General features: G+C 56.9%; 18 protein-coding genes. 7 read left to right on the forward strand and 11 right to left on the reverse strand.

Translation table 11 applies throughout. The features are described 5' to 3' along the window. Positions 1-146 precede the first annotated feature (146 nt). Positions 147-665, forward strand: coding sequence for a 2-oxo-tetronate isomerase (locus tag BM373_RS02665; protein ID WP_090459131.1), 519 nt, complete (start codon positions 147-149; stop codon positions 663-665). A 254-nt stretch (positions 666-919) separates the two neighbouring features. Beyond that, positions 920-1,096 (forward strand): con-10 family general stress protein, encoded by a 177-nt coding sequence (locus BM373_RS02670; RefSeq protein WP_090459133.1) that lies wholly within the window; start codon positions 920-922, stop codon positions 1,094-1,096. A 103-nt stretch (positions 1,097-1,199) separates the two neighbouring features. Here BM373_RS02670 and BM373_RS02675 read toward each other — a convergent pair whose 3' ends face one another. The 3 genes from BM373_RS02675 to BM373_RS02685 all read right to left on the reverse strand — a co-directional run bounded on the left by BM373_RS02675 (position 1,200) and on the right by BM373_RS02685 (position 3,648). Next, the gene (locus BM373_RS02675; RefSeq protein WP_090459134.1) at positions 1,200-1,463 is read right to left on the reverse strand and encodes a hypothetical protein; all 264 of its coding nucleotides are present in this window, start codon (positions 1,461-1,463) and stop codon (positions 1,200-1,202) included. A 21-nt stretch (positions 1,464-1,484) separates the two neighbouring features. Beyond that, positions 1,485-2,987: a lysine--tRNA ligase gene (lysS, locus tag BM373_RS02680; RefSeq protein ID WP_090459137.1), complete on the reverse strand. Its 1,503-nt coding sequence runs from the start codon at positions 2,985-2,987 to the stop codon at positions 1,485-1,487. Positions 2,988-3,102: 115 nt separating this feature from the next. After that, positions 3,103-3,648 (reverse strand): helix-turn-helix domain-containing protein, encoded by a 546-nt coding sequence (locus BM373_RS02685; RefSeq protein WP_090459139.1) that lies wholly within the window; start codon positions 3,646-3,648, stop codon positions 3,103-3,105. 193 nt (positions 3,649-3,841) lie between these two features. Here BM373_RS02685 and BM373_RS02690 point away from each other — a divergent pair, with 193 nt between their 5' ends. The 4 genes from BM373_RS02690 to BM373_RS02705 all read left to right on the forward strand — a co-directional run bounded on the left by BM373_RS02690 (position 3,842) and on the right by BM373_RS02705 (position 8,740). Continuing rightward, positions 3,842-4,108, forward strand: coding sequence for a helix-turn-helix domain-containing protein (locus BM373_RS02690; protein WP_090459142.1), 267 nt, complete (start codon positions 3,842-3,844; stop codon positions 4,106-4,108). A 91-nt stretch (positions 4,109-4,199) separates the two neighbouring features. Continuing rightward, entirely contained in the window at positions 4,200-5,525 is a 1,326-nt protein-coding gene (gene potE / locus BM373_RS02695; protein ID WP_090459144.1) for a putrescine-ornithine antiporter, read from the forward strand. Between the two features lie 3 nt (positions 5,526-5,528). Continuing rightward, complete coding sequence (locus BM373_RS02700; RefSeq protein WP_090459146.1) at positions 5,529-7,667, forward strand: lysine decarboxylase LdcC; 2,139 nt, start codon at positions 5,529-5,531, stop codon at positions 7,665-7,667. 146 nt (positions 7,668-7,813) lie between these two features. Continuing rightward, positions 7,814-8,740: a DMT family transporter gene (locus BM373_RS02705; RefSeq protein WP_090459148.1), complete on the forward strand. Its 927-nt coding sequence runs from the start codon at positions 7,814-7,816 to the stop codon at positions 8,738-8,740. Here BM373_RS02705 and rutF read toward each other — a convergent pair. The 6 genes from rutF to rutA are packed head-to-tail and all read right to left on the reverse strand — an operon-like array spanning position 8,737 to position 12,833. Further along, complete coding sequence (rutF, locus tag BM373_RS02710; RefSeq protein WP_090459150.1) at positions 8,737-9,237, reverse strand: NADH-dependent FMN reductase RutF; 501 nt, start codon at positions 9,235-9,237, stop codon at positions 8,737-8,739. The two genes, BM373_RS02705 and rutF, sit on opposite strands and share 4 nt — an antisense overlap. Before the next feature lie 9 nt (positions 9,238-9,246). After that, positions 9,247-9,837 (reverse strand): malonic semialdehyde reductase, encoded by a 591-nt coding sequence (locus BM373_RS02715; protein WP_090459152.1) that lies wholly within the window; start codon positions 9,835-9,837, stop codon positions 9,247-9,249. Next, on the reverse strand, positions 9,834-10,649 hold the full coding sequence (gene rutD / locus BM373_RS02720) for a pyrimidine utilization protein D (protein ID WP_143102611.1): 816 nt from the start codon (positions 10,647-10,649) through the stop codon (positions 9,834-9,836). Before rutD ends, BM373_RS02715 begins: the two co-directional genes overlap by 4 nt. 4 nt (positions 10,650-10,653) lie before the next feature. Further along, entirely contained in the window at positions 10,654-11,040 is a 387-nt protein-coding gene (gene rutC / locus BM373_RS02725) for a pyrimidine utilization protein C (protein ID WP_090459154.1), read from the reverse strand. A gap of 3 nt (positions 11,041-11,043) precedes the next feature. Continuing rightward, on the reverse strand, positions 11,044-11,742 hold the full coding sequence (gene rutB / locus BM373_RS02730; RefSeq protein ID WP_090459156.1) for a pyrimidine utilization protein B: 699 nt from the start codon (positions 11,740-11,742) through the stop codon (positions 11,044-11,046). Continuing rightward, a complete protein-coding gene (rutA, locus tag BM373_RS02735; RefSeq protein WP_090459158.1) occupies positions 11,742-12,833 on the reverse strand; it encodes a pyrimidine utilization protein A in 1,092 nt (363 codons plus the stop codon). The genes rutB and rutA overlap by 1 nt, the downstream gene beginning before the upstream one ends. A gap of 277 nt (positions 12,834-13,110) precedes the next feature. Between rutA and rutR the strand changes: the two genes are divergently transcribed. Next, positions 13,111-13,749, forward strand: coding sequence for an HTH-type transcriptional regulator RutR (gene rutR, locus BM373_RS02745; RefSeq protein WP_090459159.1), 639 nt, complete (start codon positions 13,111-13,113; stop codon positions 13,747-13,749). Here the strand turns inward: rutR and BM373_RS02750 are convergent. Both BM373_RS02750 and putA read right to left on the reverse strand, forming a co-directional pair. Further along, on the reverse strand, positions 13,746-14,141 hold the full coding sequence (locus BM373_RS02750) for a lysozyme inhibitor LprI family protein (protein WP_090459162.1): 396 nt from the start codon (positions 14,139-14,141) through the stop codon (positions 13,746-13,748). The two genes, rutR and BM373_RS02750, sit on opposite strands and share 4 nt — an antisense overlap. A gap of 86 nt (positions 14,142-14,227) precedes the next feature. Then, positions 14,228-18,175 (reverse strand): trifunctional transcriptional regulator/proline dehydrogenase/L-glutamate gamma-semialdehyde dehydrogenase, encoded by a 3,948-nt coding sequence (putA, locus tag BM373_RS02755; protein ID WP_090459163.1) that lies wholly within the window; start codon positions 18,173-18,175, stop codon positions 14,228-14,230. Positions 18,176-18,400 lie beyond the last annotated feature (225 nt).

Here is an 18,400-nt window from a genome sequence, read left to right on the forward strand (position 1 = left end):
AGGCTTACGAAGAAAGATGTCGCTTGTATCAAATAATTTTAAAATTAGGAATTATCTAAAGCAGAGCCGATAAGCATTAATACAGGCTGGCGGAATTAAGACTATGCTTTCTAACAACAATCATCTTAGAAATGGCGGGATATATTATGGCTGTGGAAAATCATACTGATGTCTATTTTGAGCACCGCTCGCTTGAGCAAATTACCGGCGATCTCAGTGAATTACTGATGCGTCGTCATTTACATCTGACCACCGCCGAATCCTGCACCGGTGGAAAACTGGCCTCCGCGCTTTGCGCCGCTGAGAATACACCGGAGTGGTTTGGCATTGGTTTTGTGACGTTTAATGATGACGCCAAAGCGCATATTTTGGGCGTGTCGCGCGAGACACTGGCAGAGCACACGGCGGTGAGTGAAGCAGTCGCCCGCGAAATGGCCGAGGGTGCGCGTCAGCGTGCAGAGCAGGATATCGCTATTTCCATTACCGGTTATGGCGGGCCGGACGACGGGGAAGACGGCACCCCGGCCGGTACGGTCTGGTTTGGCTGGAGCTTTGACGATCGCACCGAAACCGCGGTCAAACGCTTTGGCGGCGAGTGTGAAGAGGTTCTGGATCAGGCCGTGACGTTCGCGCTGGGTGAATTACTCGATAAATTAATGTCGTAAAATGTCACATTTTCAACCGCGATATTTTTCTCAGTCATAAGAAGGGCTTATTAATTACAGTGTAAAAATATCACCCGTTTGGCTGATTTCCTGTTGCAGAATATTGCGGTTGACTGGCCGGATAACCAGATTTTACTAAGCTTAATTTCACGCGGCGGCAATACAGGTTCTTTCATCAACGCCGTGAAGTGAAAGGAACCTCTTTTACTTAATGCAGTATGATGTCTAATGTTTAACAATTCTGGAGGTCAGAAATGGCAAACCATCGTGGTGGTTCAGGTAATTTCGCTGAAAACCGTGATCGAGCATCAGAAGCAGGTCGTAAAGGTGGCCAGCAAAGTGGGGGCAATTTTAAAAATGACCCGCAGCGCGCATCCGAAGCGGGTAAAAAAGGGGGCAAAAACAGCCATGGCAGCAGCCGTAACAGCTAGCGTAGCTGCATGGTAGTGTGATGGCGCAATAGTCATCTATTCCCGTCACAACAGTCCCACCGCCGGATCGCTCCGGCGGTTTTTTTTGCCCAAAATTTGCGTCTCAATGATTCGCCAGTAAGTTGCGCAGCAGTGTTCTCGCATACACTTCCGAACGCGTCCGGTAGAGGATATCCACATTCAGCATGACATCCTGCGCGGCGTTAAAGAGTTCGCCCATCCCGGCACAACTGCTGTCCCCGACCAGTAAATCACCCTCATTGGCAGTACATGCTGAAAGCACCAGCGCAATGATGAACTCACCGTGTTCATTCAGGCTGCACATGCAGCCTGTTTTGCGGCTGAAATGCAGAATGACATGGCACAAAGCGCGCCCCCTGTTTGCTGCTCAGTTAACCGGACGCAGCGTCGGAAACAGGATGACATCGCGGATCGTAGGCGAATTGGTAAACAGCATCACCATCCGGTCGATGCCAATGCCCAGCCCGGCGGTAGGCGCTAATCCGTACTCCAGCGCGGTGACATAATCCGCGTCGTAGTACATCGCTTCATCATCACCGGCATCTCGCGAGGCCACCTGCTCCTGGAAGCGCTCCGCCTGATCTTCTGCATCGTTCAGTTCGGAGAAACCGTTGCCGATCTCCCGGCTACCGATGAAGAATTCAAAGCGATCGGTAAATTCAGGATTTGCGTCGCTGCGGCGGGCGAGGGGAGAGACTTCCGCCGGGTATTCGGTAATAAACGTCGGCTGGATAAGCTCGCTTTCCGCCACGGCATCGAAAATCTCGGTGATAATGCGCCCGTGCCCCCAGCTTGCCTCAATCACGATCCCCAGCCGCTCCGCAAGCGCCGTGGTCAGTGCCGGCGAGCCAAGTTCCTCCATCGTGATGCCTTTGCCATGCTTAACAATGGCCTCTTTCATCGTCAGGCGCTCAAACGGTTTTCCGAAGTCAAACGCCCAGTCACCGTAGACAATCTGAGTGCCGCCGGTCACCTCCAGCGCGACCTGGCGGAACAGCGATTCGGTCAGGTCAATCAAATCGTTGTAATCCGCATAGGCCATATAGAGTTCCATCATGGTGAACTCAGGATTATGACGCGGGGAAATCCCTTCATTGCGGAAATTACGGTTGATCTCAAAGACCCGCTCAAAGCCGCCCACCACCAGCCGCTTGAGGTACAGCTCCGGCGAAATACGCAAAAACATATCCTGATCGAGCGCATTGTGGCGGGTAATAAACGGCCGGGCAGACGCGCCGCCGGGGATGAGTTGCATCATCGGCGTTTCGACTTCCATAAACTGCCGTGCCTGCATGAAGGTACGGATCACCGACATGATTTTCGAGCGGATACGGAAGGTGTCGCGCGTTTTCTCATTCGCAATGAGATCCAGATAGCGCTGACGGTAGCGCCGTTCCTGATCGGTAAGGCCGTGGAATTTATCCGGCAGCGGCTTCACTGCTTTGGTCAGCAGGCGAAGTTCTTTGCATTCAACGGTCAACTCGCCAGTCTGGGTTTTAAATAACACCCCTGAGGCACCAACGATATCGCCCTGATCGAACATCTTCAGATGCTCTTCGTAAGCCTGCTCGCCTATCCCTTTCGCGGTGACATAAAGCTGGATCTTCCCGCCCATGTCCTGGAGCGTAATAAACGAGGCCTTACCCATGACCCGGCGGGTCATCATCCTGCCCGCCACGCGCACGGTAATATTATGCGAACGCAGCGCATCAGAACTGAAATCATCGTAAAGCTGATGCAAACGATCGGAAGTGGTATCGCGGCGGAAATCATTGGGGAAAGCATTACCGTTACGGCTTAACAGCGCCAGTTTCTGCATACGCACGCTGAACTCATCGCCCAGCGTCTGCTCGTTATGTGGAGTTTCCATACTTTTATCAGCCTCTTTGACAGTGATAGCTGACAGCCACTTTACGTCCAGTGTACGCAATAAAGCAAGAAAATGATCTTAATGGAGATCAAAATGATCTCCATACCTTCTCAGCTTAATCCTCTGAGGCGCGACTGGCCTGCTGAATGGCGCTCATCAGGCCGCTGGCCTGCGTATAAAAAAGCTCGCGTTCGGCAGGGGTCAACATGTTGAGTTGCTGGACAAAATCGGCGCGCAGCCGGGACTGATACAAAATCCCCTGAATCCCTTCTTTATGAATGAGCTTAAGCAGCGCTTCTTTCTCGCTCTTATCCAGCGAGCTAAACACCATTGACCAGGCGAACTCCAGCGGGTCAGAGACAGGGGCGGGCTGAGATTTCACATGCCACTGCGCTCTTTCTTCATCAAGCGCGATGGGCGTCTCCTTACTGTCGCCGCAGGCCAGCCACTCCACCGAAACCCCTTCACGTTCTGCAATTTGCCGGGCCACGCTCAGTGAAGGTTCAGTGCCACGGTTGAGGTAATTATTCAACGTCGAGTAAGAGAGATCCCATGCCTTAGCCGCTGCCCGCGTGCTGCGGGAACCAATCAGCGTCCGTAATCGATCGGCAAGTAACCCATCCTGCTCACCCCCATCCACAGACTGATTTTCGTTGTTCATCGTCTTCCATCCAGAGTCGTACAACAATGCAATTGATTTACATTGGGATCAGGAAAAATGCGAAAGAAGCCGCATTTTAGTAATCAGGGGCTTTTTATTATCTCAAAAGAGATCAATTCTAGCGCCGCTGTTATCACATTGAATTCACTCCATGGCGTAATCCCATGGGGTAAATAATGAGGTTAATTGAATTATGACCACAAATGAAGTGCCTGCTGACTGGAACCGCATCGATATCGTTGCGGCCTTGCATAAACGGGGAGTCTCCATTCGCGCCTTGTCGGTTCGCTCTGGTTTGAAGCCCGACACGCTCAAAAATGCGCTGTCCCGCGCCTATCCCAAAGCCGAACGCATCATCGCAGACGCGCTTGGCGTCGCCCCGGAAAAGATCTGGCCCAGCCGTTATCTCAATGCGCAGCGCGCTTCAACCTCTCATCCCGCAAATACCGTCAATCAGTAAGGAGTCTCTGATGTCCTGGCGTTAAAAAATATCATCCGTTGGTTTTAGAAAAATTACAGAGAGTCATTCTTCATTATTAAGAGATGGAACTATGAGCAATCCCGGAAATAAAATGGGAGTTATGCACCTGACTATATTAACTGCCGTTAATATGTTGGGGTCAGGCATTATTATGCTTCCCACCAAACTTGCTGAAGTTGGAACAATGTCAATTCTCTCCTGGCTGGTTACCGCGCTGGGTTCACTGGCATTAGCCTGGGCTTTTTCAAAATGTGGATTATTTAGCACCAAAAGCGGGGGCATGGGCGGGTACGCCGAATATGCGTTTGGTAAATCAGGAAACTTTATTGCCAATTACACTTACGCCATCAGTCTGTTAATTGCCAATATCGCAATTGCCATTTCCGCCGTCGGTTATGGCAGCGTATTATTTGGCGCAAATCTCTCGCCCGTAGGCGTGTGTCTCGCCACCATTGTCGTGCTGTGGATCACCACCGTCTGTAATTTCGGCGGCGCTAAAATCACCGGGCAAATTGGCTCGGTCACGGTGTGGGGCGTCATTATCCCCGTGGTTGGACTGTGCGTGATCGGCTGGTTCTGGTTTAGTCCTTCACTCTATATCAGCGCCTGGAATCCCAATAATCTTGACTTCTTCTCGGCGATTTCTACCTCCATCTCCATGACGCTGTGGGCCTTCCTCGGTCTGGAATCCGCCTGCGCTAACATGGACGCGGTGGAAAACCCGCAGAAAAACGTGCCGATCGCCGTCTTCGGCGGCACGCTGGTATGCGCCGTTATTTATGTGCTCTCCACGAACGTCATTGCCGGTATTGTGCCTAACCTGGATCTGCTGCACTCCACCGCGCCTTTCGGTCTGGCGTACGCCACCATGTTTACCCCTACGGTCGGCAATGTGGTGATGTTCCTGATGGCGCTGGCCTGTATCGGGTCGCTGTTAGGCTGGCAGTTCACGGTCGCTCAGGTCTTCAAGTCCTCCTCCGATATCGGTTATTTCCCGAAGATTTTCTCAAAGGTCACGAAACAAGACGCGCCGCTGGTGGGGATGGTGATCCTCGGTATCATCCAGACCTTACTGGCTCTGATGACCATCAGCCCGTCACTCAACAAGCAATTTAACAGCCTCGTCAATCTCGCCGTGGTCACCAACCTGGTGCCTTACGTGCTCTCCATGGCGGCACTGGTACCGATGCAGCGTCTCGCCGGGGTGCATATCGGGCAGGCAAAAGCCAATGTGCTGATTGCCTTCGTTGGTACGGTGTACAGCTTCTACGCCCTCTACGCCTCCGGTGAAGAAGCCATGATGCTTGGCGCACTCGTCACGTTCTCCGGCTGGACCTTCTGGGGCATGTTTATTCAGAAACAAGACAAGACCGCGGAAAACATTTATCAGGGATAAGATATGAAAACGATAGCCATCATGAATCATATGGATGTCTTGTTTAAAGAAGCACCCATTCACGAGCTGCAAAATACGCTGGAAGCGCAGGACTACCGCGTGATTTATCCTCATGACACCGACGATTTGCTGGAGCTTATTGAAAACAATGCTCAGGTCTGCGGCGTTATTTTCGACTGGGCGAAATACAATCTCCAGTTGACCAAACAAATTACCGCGCTTAATGAAAAGCTGCCGATGTATGCATTTGCCGACAGGCACGCATTAAAAAATATCGATATTCACGATCTCGGCCTGGCGGTGAATTTTTTCGAGTATGAACTCTACGCCGGCAGTGAAATTGCCGACCGGATCAAGCGCGGTACGGAAGCCTATTTCGACGCGATTTTACCGCCCTTTACCAAAGCGCTATTTAATTACGTCGAACAAGGGAAATACACCTTCTGTACGCCGGGGCACATGGGGGGCACCGCATTCCAGAAAAGCCCGGTAGGTAGCCTGTTTTATGACTTTTTCGGTGCCAACACCATGAAGTCAGATATCTCGGTCTCCGTGGGTGAACTGGGGTCGTTGCTGGATCACTCCGGGCCGCACCGGGAAGCCGAGCGCTATATTGCCGAAACCTTTAATGCCGAACGCAGCTATATGGTGACCAACGGCACCTCCACCGCTAACAAAATTGTCGGTATGTATGCCGCGCCGGTCGGCAGCACCATTCTGGTTGATCGTAACTGTCACAAGTCGCTCACCCACCTGATGATCATGAGCGATATTACGCCGCTCTACTTACGCCCGACGCGCAATGCATGGGGCATTCTCGGCGGTATTCCGCGCAGTGAATTCCAGAAAGAAACCATCGCGCAAAAAGTGAAGCAGACGCCGGGGGCAAGCTGGCCGGTGCATGCGGTGATCACCAACTCCACCTACGACGGCCTGCTCTATAACACGGACTACATCAAACAGACGCTCGACGTGAAGTCGATCCATTTTGATTCCGCCTGGGTTCCTTACACCAATTTCAGTCCGATTTATAAAGGACTGTGCGGGATGAGCGGCGATCGCGTTCCCGGAAAGGTGATTTACGAAACGCAGTCGACGCACAAACTGCTGGCGGCGTTCTCGCAGGCGTCGATGATCCACATTAAAGGGGAGGTGGAAGAAGAAACCTTTAATGAAGCCTTTATGATGCACACCTCCACCTCGCCGCATTACGGTATCGTCGCCTCAATTGAAACCTCTGCGGCGATGATGAAAGGCAACGCCGGGAAGCGCCTGATCAACAACGCCATCCAGCGCGCGCTGCGTTTCCGCCACGAGGTCAAACGTATTCGCGAGGGCGTTGAGGGCTGGTTCTTTGACGTCTGGCAGCCGGACGAGGCCGAACTTGCGCCAGAGTGCTGGAACCTGAAGCCAGGCGCGAAATGGCACGGCTTTGACGCCATCGATGATAACCACATGTATCTCGATCCGATAAAGGTCACGCTGCTGACGCCGGGGATGAATCGCCACGGTGAAATGGAAGAGCAGGGGATCCCGGCGTCTATCGTCGCGAAATACCTGGATCAGCACGGCATCATTGTGGAAAAAACCGGCCCGTATAATTTGCTGTTTTTATTCAGCATCGGCATCAATAAAACCAAAGCGCTGGGGCTGCTGCGCGCGCTGAATCATTTCAAGCGCGACTATGACCGTAACGCCACGGTGAAAGAGATGCTGCCGGATGTATACCATTGCCAGCCCGCGTTTTATGAAAACATGCGCATTCAGGAACTGGCTCAGGGTATCCATACGCTGATCCGTCAGCATGATTTACCTGAGCTGATGTTCCGCGCCTTTGAAACGCTGCCGGCAATGGTGATGAACCCGCATCATGCCTTCCAGAAAGAGCTGCATGGCGAGATCGAGGAGGTCTATCTGGAGGAGATGATTGGTCGCGTCAGCGCCAACATGATCCTGCCGTACCCGCCCGGTGTGCCGCTGGTTATGCCAGGCGAAATGCTGGCGGAAGAGAACCGGCCCACGCTTGAGTTTCTGCAAATGCTGTGTGAAATCGGGGCCTGGTATCCCGGTTTTGAAACCGACATCCACGGCGCATATCGTCAGGCAGATGGACGCTATACGGTGAAGGTGATTAAAGACTAAACCCTCTCACTCTTTTGCTCCGTTGTGATATTTAATGGCACCTCGTGCCGCCGCCGGTATCGCCCGGCGGTTTTTTTTGCCTGACGAGTTGAACCTGAGCGGACATCACCGCAGACTACAACCCTCTTTTCTTAACAGGTTGTCACATGGCCTCTTTTTTCTCCCGCTATGCCTTCTCCGTCAAGCCGCAGGAAGCGCTGCTTATTTTGATCACCATGTTCTGGGGCGGCACCTTTCTGGCGGTCCAGTATGCCGTTACCCTCAGCGGCCCGTTTTTCTTTGTCGGGTTGCGTTTTGCGATGGCGGCGCTGGCCGTGGGGCTGATGTCGATCAGGGTGCTGCGCGGTGTGACCTGGCTTGAAATCAAAGCGGGCGTGGCTATCGGCGTTTCGATAGCCCTAGGCTACGGGATGCAGACCTGGGGATTACAGTCCATCTCCAGCAGTAAATCGGCGTTTATCACCGCCATGTACGTGCCGCTGGTGCCCTTACTACAATGGCTGTGCCTGGGCAGAATGCCGGGATTGATGTCCTGCATCGGGATTGTGCTGGCATTTACCGGGCTGATTTTACTCGCCGGGCCGGAAGGCAATTTGCTGGCGCTGGGCAAAGGCGAGCTTATCACCCTGGCGTGTGCGGTGGCGGTGGCCGCAGAGATTATCCTCATCAGCGCCTGGGCCGGGAAAGTGGATATTCGCCGCGTCACGGTGATCCAACTGGCAACCGCCTCGCTGGTGGCATTTTTTGCCATGCTGCCCGCCGGCGAGCCCATACCGCCCATCTCGAACGGGCTGCTGTTTGTAGCGGTGGGCCTGGGCATTTTCAGCGCGATTATTCAGGTGGTGATGAACTGGGCGCAGCGCAGCGTGTCACCTACACGTGCGACCATTATTTACACCGGCGAGCCGGTCTGGGCGGGCATTTTTGGTCGCCTTGCCGGAGAACGCCTGCCGTTGCTGGCGCTCCTTGGCGGCGCGTTTATCGTGCTGGGCGTGCTGGTGAGCGAGCTTAAATTCAAAAAGAAACAGGCACCCTCACAGGTGCCTGATAAACCGGAAAACCAGCCGGATTAAAGCCGGGGAGCGGGGTGCGCCAGCGCGTGATAGCCCCGGTTAAACCACACCAGTCCCTCCGGCGTCGCGTCGCGGGCAATCGTCACAATGTCGCAGAAGAGAATGTCATGCGTCCCCACGCTGACCACCTGACTGATGCGGCAGTCGAAGTTAACCAGCGCGCCAATAAGCATCGGACTGCCGGTTTCTCCGCTTGTCCACTGCGCCGCGCTAAAGCGTTCTGCCATCGCCGTTTTACCGCCAAACAGGTTGGACAGCGATTCCTGACCTGCCGCCAGCGTGTTCACGCACAGGGTTTGATTGGCGTTAAATACCGGCCACACGGAAGCCGAGCGGTTGAGGCACACCAGCAACGTGGGCGGCGAGTCGGTGACGCTGCACACAGCGCTGGCGGTAAACCCGGCGCGACCGCCCGGACCTTCCGTGGTGATGATATTCACCGCCGCGCCCACGCAGGCCATCGCATCTCGAAACGTCTGTTTATCGGGAATTGCCATTGTGCCTCCTCAGGCCAGCGTGCAGGCGTCGTCAAAGTCCAGGCGCGGCAGGCGGTCATACAGCTTTTCCGCGTCGCCGTAGCCAATGTTAATCAGCAGATTGCTCCTCCAGCCGCTGTCGGCAAAAAAGGCGGCATCCACTTTATTGCGGTCAAAGCCGGACATCGGCCCGGTATCCAGCCCCAGACTACGGCAGGCAAAAATCAGATACGCCGCCTGCATGGAGCTGTTGCGAAAAGCCGTTTCCTCCGCCAGTTGCGGGCTTTGGGTAAACCAGCTTCGCGCATCGCCGTGGGGGAACAGCGCGGGCAGTTTGTCGTAAAACAGCGGGTCCCAGGCCACAATTGCCGTCACCGGCGCAGTCATGCTCTTATCCAGATTGCCGCTGGAGAGCGCCGGGCACAGTTTTTCTTTCCCCTCATGGGTGCGCACAAACACAATCCGCGCAGGCGAGCAGTTCGCCGACGTCGGCCCCATTTTCAGCAGATCGTAAATCGCCTTTAGCGTCTCGTCGCTGACTGACTTTGCCAGCCAGCCGTTATGGGTGCGGGCCTGGGTGAACAGCGCAGCCAGCGCGTCGGGATTGACCGCGTCTCTCATATCATCTCCTTCACTGCGGATTGGCTAACGGGCAGCATCGTTGCCAGCCCGTCGATTAACAGGGTGTTAAAGGTATCGCTGTCGGTCACGTTGCAGGCGTGGCCGCCCCAGTCCATGACCACCAGTTCACTGTCAGGCAGGGCCTCACCAAGCTCGCGGGAGCACTGCCAGGGCACCAGCAGATCGTCGCGTGAGCAGAGGATCAGCGCCGGGCAGGTCACGTCCCCGGCACGGCGGGAGAAATCCGCCTGCGTCAGGGCGCTCAGGCGGCGCAGCAGATTGTCTTTGCCCTGAAAATGCGCCAGTGCCAGCGCATCTTCGGCTTCCAGACGCGGCGCGCGCTCGGCCATCCACTGTGCCGGGTATAAAAACAGCGGCTGCGCATCGACCCACGCCTGTGCGCCGCCCGCATGGAGTAACCGCTCGCGGGTACGAAAACAGCGTCGGGTATGGGCGTTCAGCGTCAGCCAGCCGTTGACCAGCACCAGCCCGCTGACCGACTGCGGATAATCCAGCGCCAGTTGCAGCCCCATTAGCGCCCCCAGCGCATGACCGATCGCGCAATAGCGCGTAATGCCCGCCTCAGCCAGCGCGGTATGCAGTTCGGCAGCCATCGCCGCCATGCTGTAATCCGCCGGTAGCACCGCCGGATTGTTGCCGGTGCCGCGCTGGTCGTAGCTCACCACCTGATAACGGGCAGAGAGCGCGGGGATTTGCGGCTGCCAGTAGTGGCCCGCGCCGCCCAGTCCGGCGATCAGCACCACCACGGGCGCGTCGGGAAAGGGGGCGTCGGCAATGGAAAGCTGCATCATGACCTCACTTAGCGATATGGGCGACGCTGGCGATTTCCACCAGCGCTTCCGGTTTCACCAGCCCGCACTGAATGCAGAAGCGGGCCGGTTTATCGCCGGGGAAAAACTCGGCGTACACTTCGTTAATCGCGGCGTAGTTTTTCCAGTCGGTGATAAAAATGCTGTTGAACGTCACGTCCTCCATGGTGCCACCCGCCGTCTCGATCACGCTCCTGATGGTTTCCAGCACGTGACGGGTTTGCGCCTTTGGGTCGTCAACAAACACCACGTTGTTCTGCTTATCAAAGGGCAGGGTGCCGGAGACATACACCACGCCGTCAGCGAGCGTTCCGGGCACAAACGGGGCGATGGGCGTGGTGGTGCCCGGTGGGATAATGACCTGTTTTGGCATAGGTTATTCCTCAGTCACAAGGTGAGTGGTGGCGGGTTGCAGGGCCTGGCAGAAGGTGCTGACGTCGCTCACCCAGCCAAAGAACGTTTCAATGTTGAACAGCGCCGCCTGTTGCGCAAACGCCGGACCAGCCTGATGGGTGGCGTCTTCCAGCACCACGCCGAAGTATTCGAGGAAAAAGCCGTCGCGCAGGGTGGATTCCACGCAGACGTTAGTGGCGATGCCGGTAAACACCAGATGGCGAATGCCCCGGCTGCGTAAAATGCTGTCGAGTGGGGTATTGAAAAAGCCGCTGTAGCGCGATTTGGGCAGCACGATGTCGTCGGGCTGCGGCGTCAGTTCCGCCACCAGTTCGTAATCCCAGCCGCCTTTCGCCAGCAGCGTGCCCTGAAGTTCCGGGCGCTTGCGCATGGTTTTCAGCGCATTGGATTTGTAATAGTTGGGCGAGCCGGGGCCGCCCGCTTCAACGTAGCGATCGTCCCAGCCGTTCTGGAACCAGATAATCGTCATGCCCGCTTCGCGCGCGGCGCTGACGGCGGTTTTGATATTTTCAATCACCGGACGGGTGGCGGAGACATCAAACCCGGCGAGATCGAGATAGCCGCCGGGACTGGCGTAGGCGTTCTGCATGTCGATCACGATCAGGGCGCTCTGTTCCGGCTTTAAGGTCACGGCTTCCGGGCGGGCAGAAAAAGTAATCATCAGGCCACCTCCCGCGTCGGAGCAGGGATCGCGGCGCGGCACTGCATCAGCGGCTGAATGCGCTCGCCAAAGGCTTCAATGCCTTCCAGGAAATCATCAAAGGTTAACAGCACGCCCTCGGTGCCGGGGACGGTGGCGACCTCATCCAGCAGGCGGGCAACGGTGGCGTAAGAGCCGACCAGCGTACCCATATTGATATTGACCGCAGACGTGGGATCGGCCATCTGGCGCACGTTGGTGTCGCTGCCGGAGCGGGTATCTTTCTGGCTTTGTTCGGTCAGCCAGGAGAGGGCTTCTTCGTCGGCACCCGCTTTGTAGTGTTCCCATTTCGCGCGGGCGGCTTCGTCGGTTTCATCGGCGATCACCATAAACAGCACATACGAACCCACATCGCGTCCGGCTTTTTCGGCGGCGGTTTTCATGCGTGCGGCGGTCGGTGCGAAGGCGGCGGGCGTGTTAACCCCTTTGCCAAAGCAGAAGTTGAAGTCGGCGTATTTCGCGGAAAATTCCATTCCGGCGTCGCTTTGTCCGGCGCAGATCACCTTCATCGGCGAGGCGGGAACCGGGCTGACGCGGCAGTCGTTCATGGTAAAGAACTCGCCTTTGAAATCGCTCTTGCCGGTGCCCCACAGATCGCGCAGCACCTGCACATATTCAGTCAGGTAATCGTAGCGCTTGCTGAAATAGTCATCGCCCGGCCACAGGCCCATCTGCTCATATTCCGGCTTTTGCCAGCCGGTCACCAGGTTGACGCCAAAGCGACCACCGGAAATTGAGTCGATGGTGGAGGCCATCCGCGCCACGATCGCCGGGGGTAGCGTCAGCGTGGCGGCCGTGGCGTAAATCTGGATCCGCGAGGTCACCGCCGCCAGCCCCGCCATCAGGGTGAACGACTCCAGGTTATGATCCCAGAACTCGGTTTTGCCGCCGAAGCCGCGCAGTTTGATCATCGACAGCGCAAAATCGAAGTGATAGTGCTCGGCCTTCTGCACAATGGCTTTGTTCAACTCAAAGGTTGGCTTGTACTGCGGCGCATGGGTGGAGATCAACCAGCCGTTGTTGCCAATCGGAACGAAAACACCAATTTTCATCACGTACCTCGCATCAATTAGGGAGAATCAGTCGTGGCGCTGCATCCTGCATTTCCGTAAGCCTCGCAGGAGGAATTTGCAAAGGCGATGCCAGGTTTGAAAACTGCAATGTTATTAACGTGTTAATTAAAGGTTGGCTTTTTTGGCGCTAAAATGTGGACTGTCTGGTCAAATTCAGTGCACAAAAAGCAGGCGCTTATGCACGCTCAGAGAGCATTCCGTCGTGTGGGGCAGGGAGATTTGCTATGCTCTGGGCATTGATAAAGGGAGTGAATAGATGAAGCAGGATACGGGGAAGAAAACCGGTAAGCGCTCGCAGGCGGTCAGTGAAAAAAGAGCCGCGATCCTGACGGCAGCGCTGAGTTTGTTCTCACAGTTTGGTATTCACGGCACGCGCATCGAGCAGGTGGCGGAGCAGGCCGGGGTATCAAAAACCAATTTGCTCTATTACTACCCGTCAAAAGAGGCGCTCTATATTGCCGTGTTGCGCCAGATCCTCGACATCTGGCTTGCGCCGCTGAAAGCCTTTCGTGAAGACTTTACGCCGCTGGTCGCCATCAAAGAGTACATCCGCCTGAAGTTAACTGTGTCACGGGATCACCCGCAGGCTTCCCGGCTGTTTTGCCTGGAAATGTTGCAGGGTGCGCCGCTGCTGAAAGCTGAACTGACGGGGGATTTAAAAACGCTGGTGGATGAGAAGTCGGCGATCATCGCCGGATGGGTCGCCAGCGGTAAACTGGCGGACGTCGATCCCCATCATCTGATTTTTATGATCTGGGCCACCACCCAGCACTACGCCGATTTCGCCACTCAGGTGGAGGCGGTCACCGGCGCGACGCTGGCCGATGAGGCCTTCTTTGCGCGCACGGTCGATAACGTCCAGCGGATGATCGTCGAAGGCATTCGCGTACGTTAATTCCCCGGCGGCAGCGGGCAACTGAGGTCGCCTTCTTCACACTGCAACAGCGAGGCGAGCCAGGCTTCGCGCTCCACGGCTTTGTCGTGCAGGCACTGGTTATGAACCATCGGCTGCACGCTGCCCCCTTCGGTGGCTGAACTGACAAACTCGCAGTCTGCATCGCGCAGGGTGATCCACGCCTGTTGCGCTTTTTGCAGCAGGTCGCGCTGCGGTTTATTCGCCCGCTTTATCGCCGTCTGGTAGGTGTCATTAAGTTTTTTATCGGCGGCCTGATACTGGCTGGCGGTGCATTGATTAAGGTCGGACTGGGTCGTGGCGTTGTCGCACTCATCGGCAAGAGCGGGCGCGCTGAGCAGCAGGGTGGCGAGAAGGAAGGTTGAGCGTTTCATAGTGTCTCCCACACAGGTTAAAACAAAAGCCTACAGGGATCTGATGTGCCCGGCAAGCGTGCGCCGCCGGGCGTGTTTTCAGCGGGTTAGCCGATGGTCATCAGACTGGCGTTGCCGCCTGCCGCTGCGGTGTTCACGCTGAGCGAGCGCTCGATGTACAGCCGTTCCAGCAGGATATTGGTCTCCCCGCGGGCAAAGCCCTGTACCGAAACTATCGCCCCGTCGCGGGCGGCAATCTGTTCGCACCAGACGCGCAGCTTGTCGGAATCGCCGTGGAAAATCACCGCGTCCATCGGCTGCGTCGCTAACGTCTCCGGGTTCGCAAGCTGAATACGCGCGGCGACCGTCTGCGGCAGAAGTTTGACCAGATCGCGATGCAGCGCATCGTCCGGCCACAGTACTTCGCTGCCCACGGCCAGCACCGCCGCCAGTTGGGTGAGGGCGTCCTGCTCGTTATCCGCGATACAGGCGACCCGCTCGCGCGGCATCAGCGTCCAGGTGTTGCGCTCCCCGGTCGGTCCGGGCAGTAAACGCTGCGTTCCGCTTTGCGACTGCTGCGCATACTGCTGGCACAGGGCGTGCAGTTCCGGGCGGTTCTGCGCCCAGTCGGTCAGCGCCGTCAGCGGCTGCGTCAGCAGGGTTTTCAGCTGCCCGTCCACTGCGTTACCGCCGTCCTGACGGGCGAGCGTCACCGCGAGCGCATTCTCCGGACGGTTCGCCAGCAGGCGATAGAGATAGAGCGGCCCGCCCGCTTTCGGTCCGGTGCCGGAAAGCCCCTCGCCACCAAACGGCTGTACGCCCACCACTGCGCCAACCATATTGCGGTTCACGTACAGATTGCCGACGTGCGCGTTGCCGGTGACCTGCGCGATGGTTTCATCGATGCGGGTGTGCACGCCCAGCGTCAGGCCGTAACCGGACGCATTGATCCTGTCGATAAGCTGACCGAGGGTATCGCGGCGGTAACGCACCACGTGCAGCACCGGGCCAAAGACCTCTTTTTCCAGCTCATCGACGCTCTCAAGCTCAATCAGCGTCGGCGCGATAAAGGTGCCGCTCTGCCATTCCCGTGCATCCTCGCGGTTATCGCGCACCGCCTGGAACACCTTGCGGCCTTTGGCGCGCATCGCCTGAATATGTTTTTCGATGCTGGCTTTGGCTTCCGCGTCGATCACCGGGCCGATGTCGGTCGAAAGTCGTCCGGGGTTCCCCATCCGGCATTCGGCCATTGCGCCTCTGAGCATCGTCAGCGTGTGATCGGCCACGTCATCCTGTAAGCAGAGAATACGCAGCGCCGAGCAGCGCTGGCCTGCGCTGTCAAACGCCGAGGCCATGACGTCCACCACCACTTGTTCGGTGAGCGCGGAGGAGTCCACGATCATGGCGTTCATGCCGCCGGTTTCCGCAATCAGCGGCGTCGGGCGACCCTGCGCATCGAGGCGGGTGGCGAGGTTACGTTGCAGCAGCGTCGCCACGGCGGTGGAGCCGGTAAACATCACGCCGCGCACGCGATCGTCGGTGGTAAGCTGCGCGCCCACCGTCTCACCGAGGCCGGGCAGAAGCTGCACCACGCCCGGCGGCACGCCTGCTTCACGTAAAATCGCAATGCCCTGCGCGGCAATCAGCGGCGTCTGCTCGGCGGGTTTCGCCAGCACGCTGTTGCCTGCGGCGAGCGCGGCGGCAATCTGTCCGGTAAAGATCGCCAGCGGGAAGTTCCACGGGCTGATGCAGACCACCGGACCCAGCGGGCGGTGCGTTTCGTTATCAAAATCGTGCTGTACCTGACCGGCGTAGTAGTGCAGGAAATCGACCGCTTCGCGCACTTCGGCAATCGCGTTGCTGAAGGTTTTCCCGGCTTCACGCACCAGAATGCCAATCAGTTGCTGCATCTGGTTTTCCATCAGCATCGCGGCACGTTCGAGGATCGCGGCCCGCTCCTGCGGCGGGGTGGCAAACCAGATCGGCGCGGCGTTGACGGCACTTTCCAGCGCCTGATCCACTTCGTCAGCGGTGGCTTCACGCACATATCCCACAATGTCTTTCGGCTCGGCGGGGTTGATCACCGGCGTCAGTTCGCCGTCAGCCACCGGCGCTTCCAGCATCGGCGTGGCCTGCCATTTTTGCAGGGCGCTGTTGAGCAGGGCGGAGGAGAGAGAGGCGAGGCGGTGCTCGTTCGCCAGATCCAGACCCGCAGAGTTCAGGCGATCGTTGCCGTACAGTTCACGCGGCAGCGGGATTTTCGGATGCGGCAGCCCGGCTGCGCCTTCTTTCGCTGCCAGCGCTTCGACGGCGGCAACCGGATCGGCCACCAGTTCGTCGAGCGGCAGCGTGGTGTCCGCGATGCGGTTAACGAACGAGGTGTTCGCGCCGTTTTCCAGCAGGCGACGCACCAGGTAAGCCAGCAGCGTTTCATGGGTGCCGACCGGGGCATAAATGCGGCACGGACGGTTGAGTTTGCCGTCGGCGATTTTGCCTACCACCTGCTCGTAGAGCGGCTCGCCCATACCGTGCAGGCACTGGAATTCATATTGCCCCGGATAATAGTTCTGCCCGGCAAGCTGATAAATCGCCGCCAGGGTGTGGGCGTTGTGGGTGGCGAACTGCGGGTAGATCAAATTCGGCACGCCCAGCAGTTTTTTGGCGCAGGCGAGGTAAGAAACGTCGGTGTACACCTTGCGGGTGTAAACCGGATACCCTTCCAGGCCTTCCATTTGCGCGCGCTTGATTTCGCTGTCCCAGTACGCGCCTTTTACCAGGCGGATCATCAGGCGGCGACGGCTGCGGGTCGCGAGATCGATCAAGTAATCGATCACGAACGGACAGCGCTTCATGTAAGCCTGGATCACGAAGCCAATGCCGTTCCAGCCCGCCAGTTCTGGCTCGAAGCAGAGTTTTTCCAGCAGGTCGAGGGAGATCTCCAGCCGGTCGGCTTCTTCAGCGTCGATGTTAATGCCGATGTCGTACTGGCGCGCCAGCAGGGTTAAGGATTTCAGACGCGGGTAAAGTTCTTCCATCACGCGCTCGTACTGGGCGCGGCTGTAGCGCGGGTGCAGCGCCGACAGCTTAATGGAGATCCCCGGTCCTTCATAAATGCCGCGACCGTTGGAGGCTTTGCCGATGGCATGGATCGCCTGTTGATAGGAGATCATGTAGGCCTGGGCATCGGCCTGCGTCAGGGCCGCTTCACCGAGCATATCGTAGGAATAGCGGAAGCCTTTCTCTTCCAGCTTGCGGGCGTTAGCCAGCGCTTCGGCGATGGTTTCCCCGGTGACGAACTGCTCACCCATCAGGCGCATCGCCATGTCCACCCCTTTGCGGATCAGCGGTTCGCCACTCTTGCCGATAATCCGGTTCAGTGAACGGGAGAGACTGGCTTCATTATGGGTGGAGACCAGACGCCCGGTAAACAGCAGGCCCCAGGTGGCGGCGTTAACGAACAGCGACGGGCTGCGGCCAATGTGCGACTGCCAGTTGCCGTTGCTGATTTTGTCGCGGATTAACGCATCGCGGGTGGCTTTATCGGGAATACGCAGCAGCGCTTCCGCCAGACACATCAGCGCAACGCCTTCCTGCGAGGAGAGGGAGAACTCCTGCAAAAGGCTTTGCACCATGCCAGCACGCCCGGTGGCGGTTTTCTGGTTACGCAATTTTTCGGCAAGCTGGTACGCCAGATTATGCGCGGCGCTGGCCACCGGCTCCGGCAGGCGCGCCTGCTCCAGCAGCATCGGCACCGCATCGGTTTCCGGGCGGCGATACGCCGCGGTGATGGTGGCGCGGGTCACCGACTGCGGCAGAATATGTTCAGCAAAGTCGAGGAACGGCTGGTGGTTTTCTTCAACCGGCGCGGTCGTCTCTTCGATCTCACCACTTGCCGCAATCTCTGCCAGCGGCTCGTCATTTTCGAGTCTTTCCAGATAATTAAAAATGGCCTGTTTAATTAACCAGTGCGGCGTGCGGTCAATTCGCGTCGCCGCTGATTTAATTCTTTCGCGCGTGGCATCGTCAAGTTTAACCCCCATGGTGGTGGCAGCCATCTTCCGTACTCCCTTTATTCTGTTGGATTACTTTTTTGATTAGCCGACTATCCAGCATGTTGCAACTTTGTGCAACCATGTTAAATGTGACCTGGCTTGCAAGCTCAAAAATGTCTGAATTGTTAATGACAGGTAACGCCGAAAAAGGAATCACCCGTTATGCGGAGCGCCAGGAATTATGCGGCGCTTAACAGTTTTTTAAGGTGCAACCAAAAAAAATGTGAG

The organism is Enterobacter sp. kpr-6 (assembly GCF_900116015.1).
Lineage (GTDB): Bacteria > Pseudomonadota > Gammaproteobacteria > Enterobacterales > Enterobacteriaceae > Enterobacter_D.

Coding starts and splice junctions, on each gene's coding strand:
- BM373_RS02665 (WP_090459131.1), top strand. CDS start 147: ATGGCTGTGGAAAATCATACTGATGTCTATTTTGAGCACCGCTCGCTT.
- BM373_RS02670 (WP_090459133.1), top strand. CDS start 920: ATGGCAAACCATCGTGGTGGTTCAGGTAATTTCGCTGAAAACCGTGAT.
- lysS (WP_090459137.1), bottom strand. CDS start 2,987: ATGGAAACTCCACATAACGAGCAGACGCTGGGCGATGAGTTCAGCGTG.
- BM373_RS02685 (WP_090459139.1), bottom strand. CDS start 3,648: ATGAACAACGAAAATCAGTCTGTGGATGGGGGTGAGCAGGATGGGTTA.
- BM373_RS02690 (WP_090459142.1), top strand. CDS start 3,842: ATGACCACAAATGAAGTGCCTGCTGACTGGAACCGCATCGATATCGTT.
- potE (WP_090459144.1), top strand. CDS start 4,200: ATGAGCAATCCCGGAAATAAAATGGGAGTTATGCACCTGACTATATTA.
- BM373_RS02700 (WP_090459146.1), top strand. CDS start 5,529: ATGAAAACGATAGCCATCATGAATCATATGGATGTCTTGTTTAAAGAA.
- BM373_RS02705 (WP_090459148.1), top strand. CDS start 7,814: ATGGCCTCTTTTTTCTCCCGCTATGCCTTCTCCGTCAAGCCGCAGGAA.
- rutF (WP_090459150.1), bottom strand. CDS start 9,237: ATGGCAATTCCCGATAAACAGACGTTTCGAGATGCGATGGCCTGCGTG.
- BM373_RS02715 (WP_090459152.1), bottom strand. CDS start 9,837: ATGAGAGACGCGGTCAATCCCGACGCGCTGGCTGCGCTGTTCACCCAG.
- rutD (WP_143102611.1), bottom strand. CDS start 10,649: ATGATGCAGCTTTCCATTGCCGACGCCCCCTTTCCCGACGCGCCCGTG.
- rutC (WP_090459154.1), bottom strand. CDS start 11,040: ATGCCAAAACAGGTCATTATCCCACCGGGCACCACCACGCCCATCGCC.
- rutB (WP_090459156.1), bottom strand. CDS start 11,742: ATGATTACTTTTTCTGCCCGCCCGGAAGCCGTGACCTTAAAGCCGGAA.
- rutA (WP_090459158.1), bottom strand. CDS start 12,833: ATGAAAATTGGTGTTTTCGTTCCGATTGGCAACAACGGCTGGTTGATC.
- rutR (WP_090459159.1), top strand. CDS start 13,111: ATGAAGCAGGATACGGGGAAGAAAACCGGTAAGCGCTCGCAGGCGGTC.
- BM373_RS02750 (WP_090459162.1), bottom strand. CDS start 14,141: ATGAAACGCTCAACCTTCCTTCTCGCCACCCTGCTGCTCAGCGCGCCC.
- putA (WP_090459163.1), bottom strand. CDS start 18,175: ATGGCTGCCACCACCATGGGGGTTAAACTTGACGATGCCACGCGCGAA.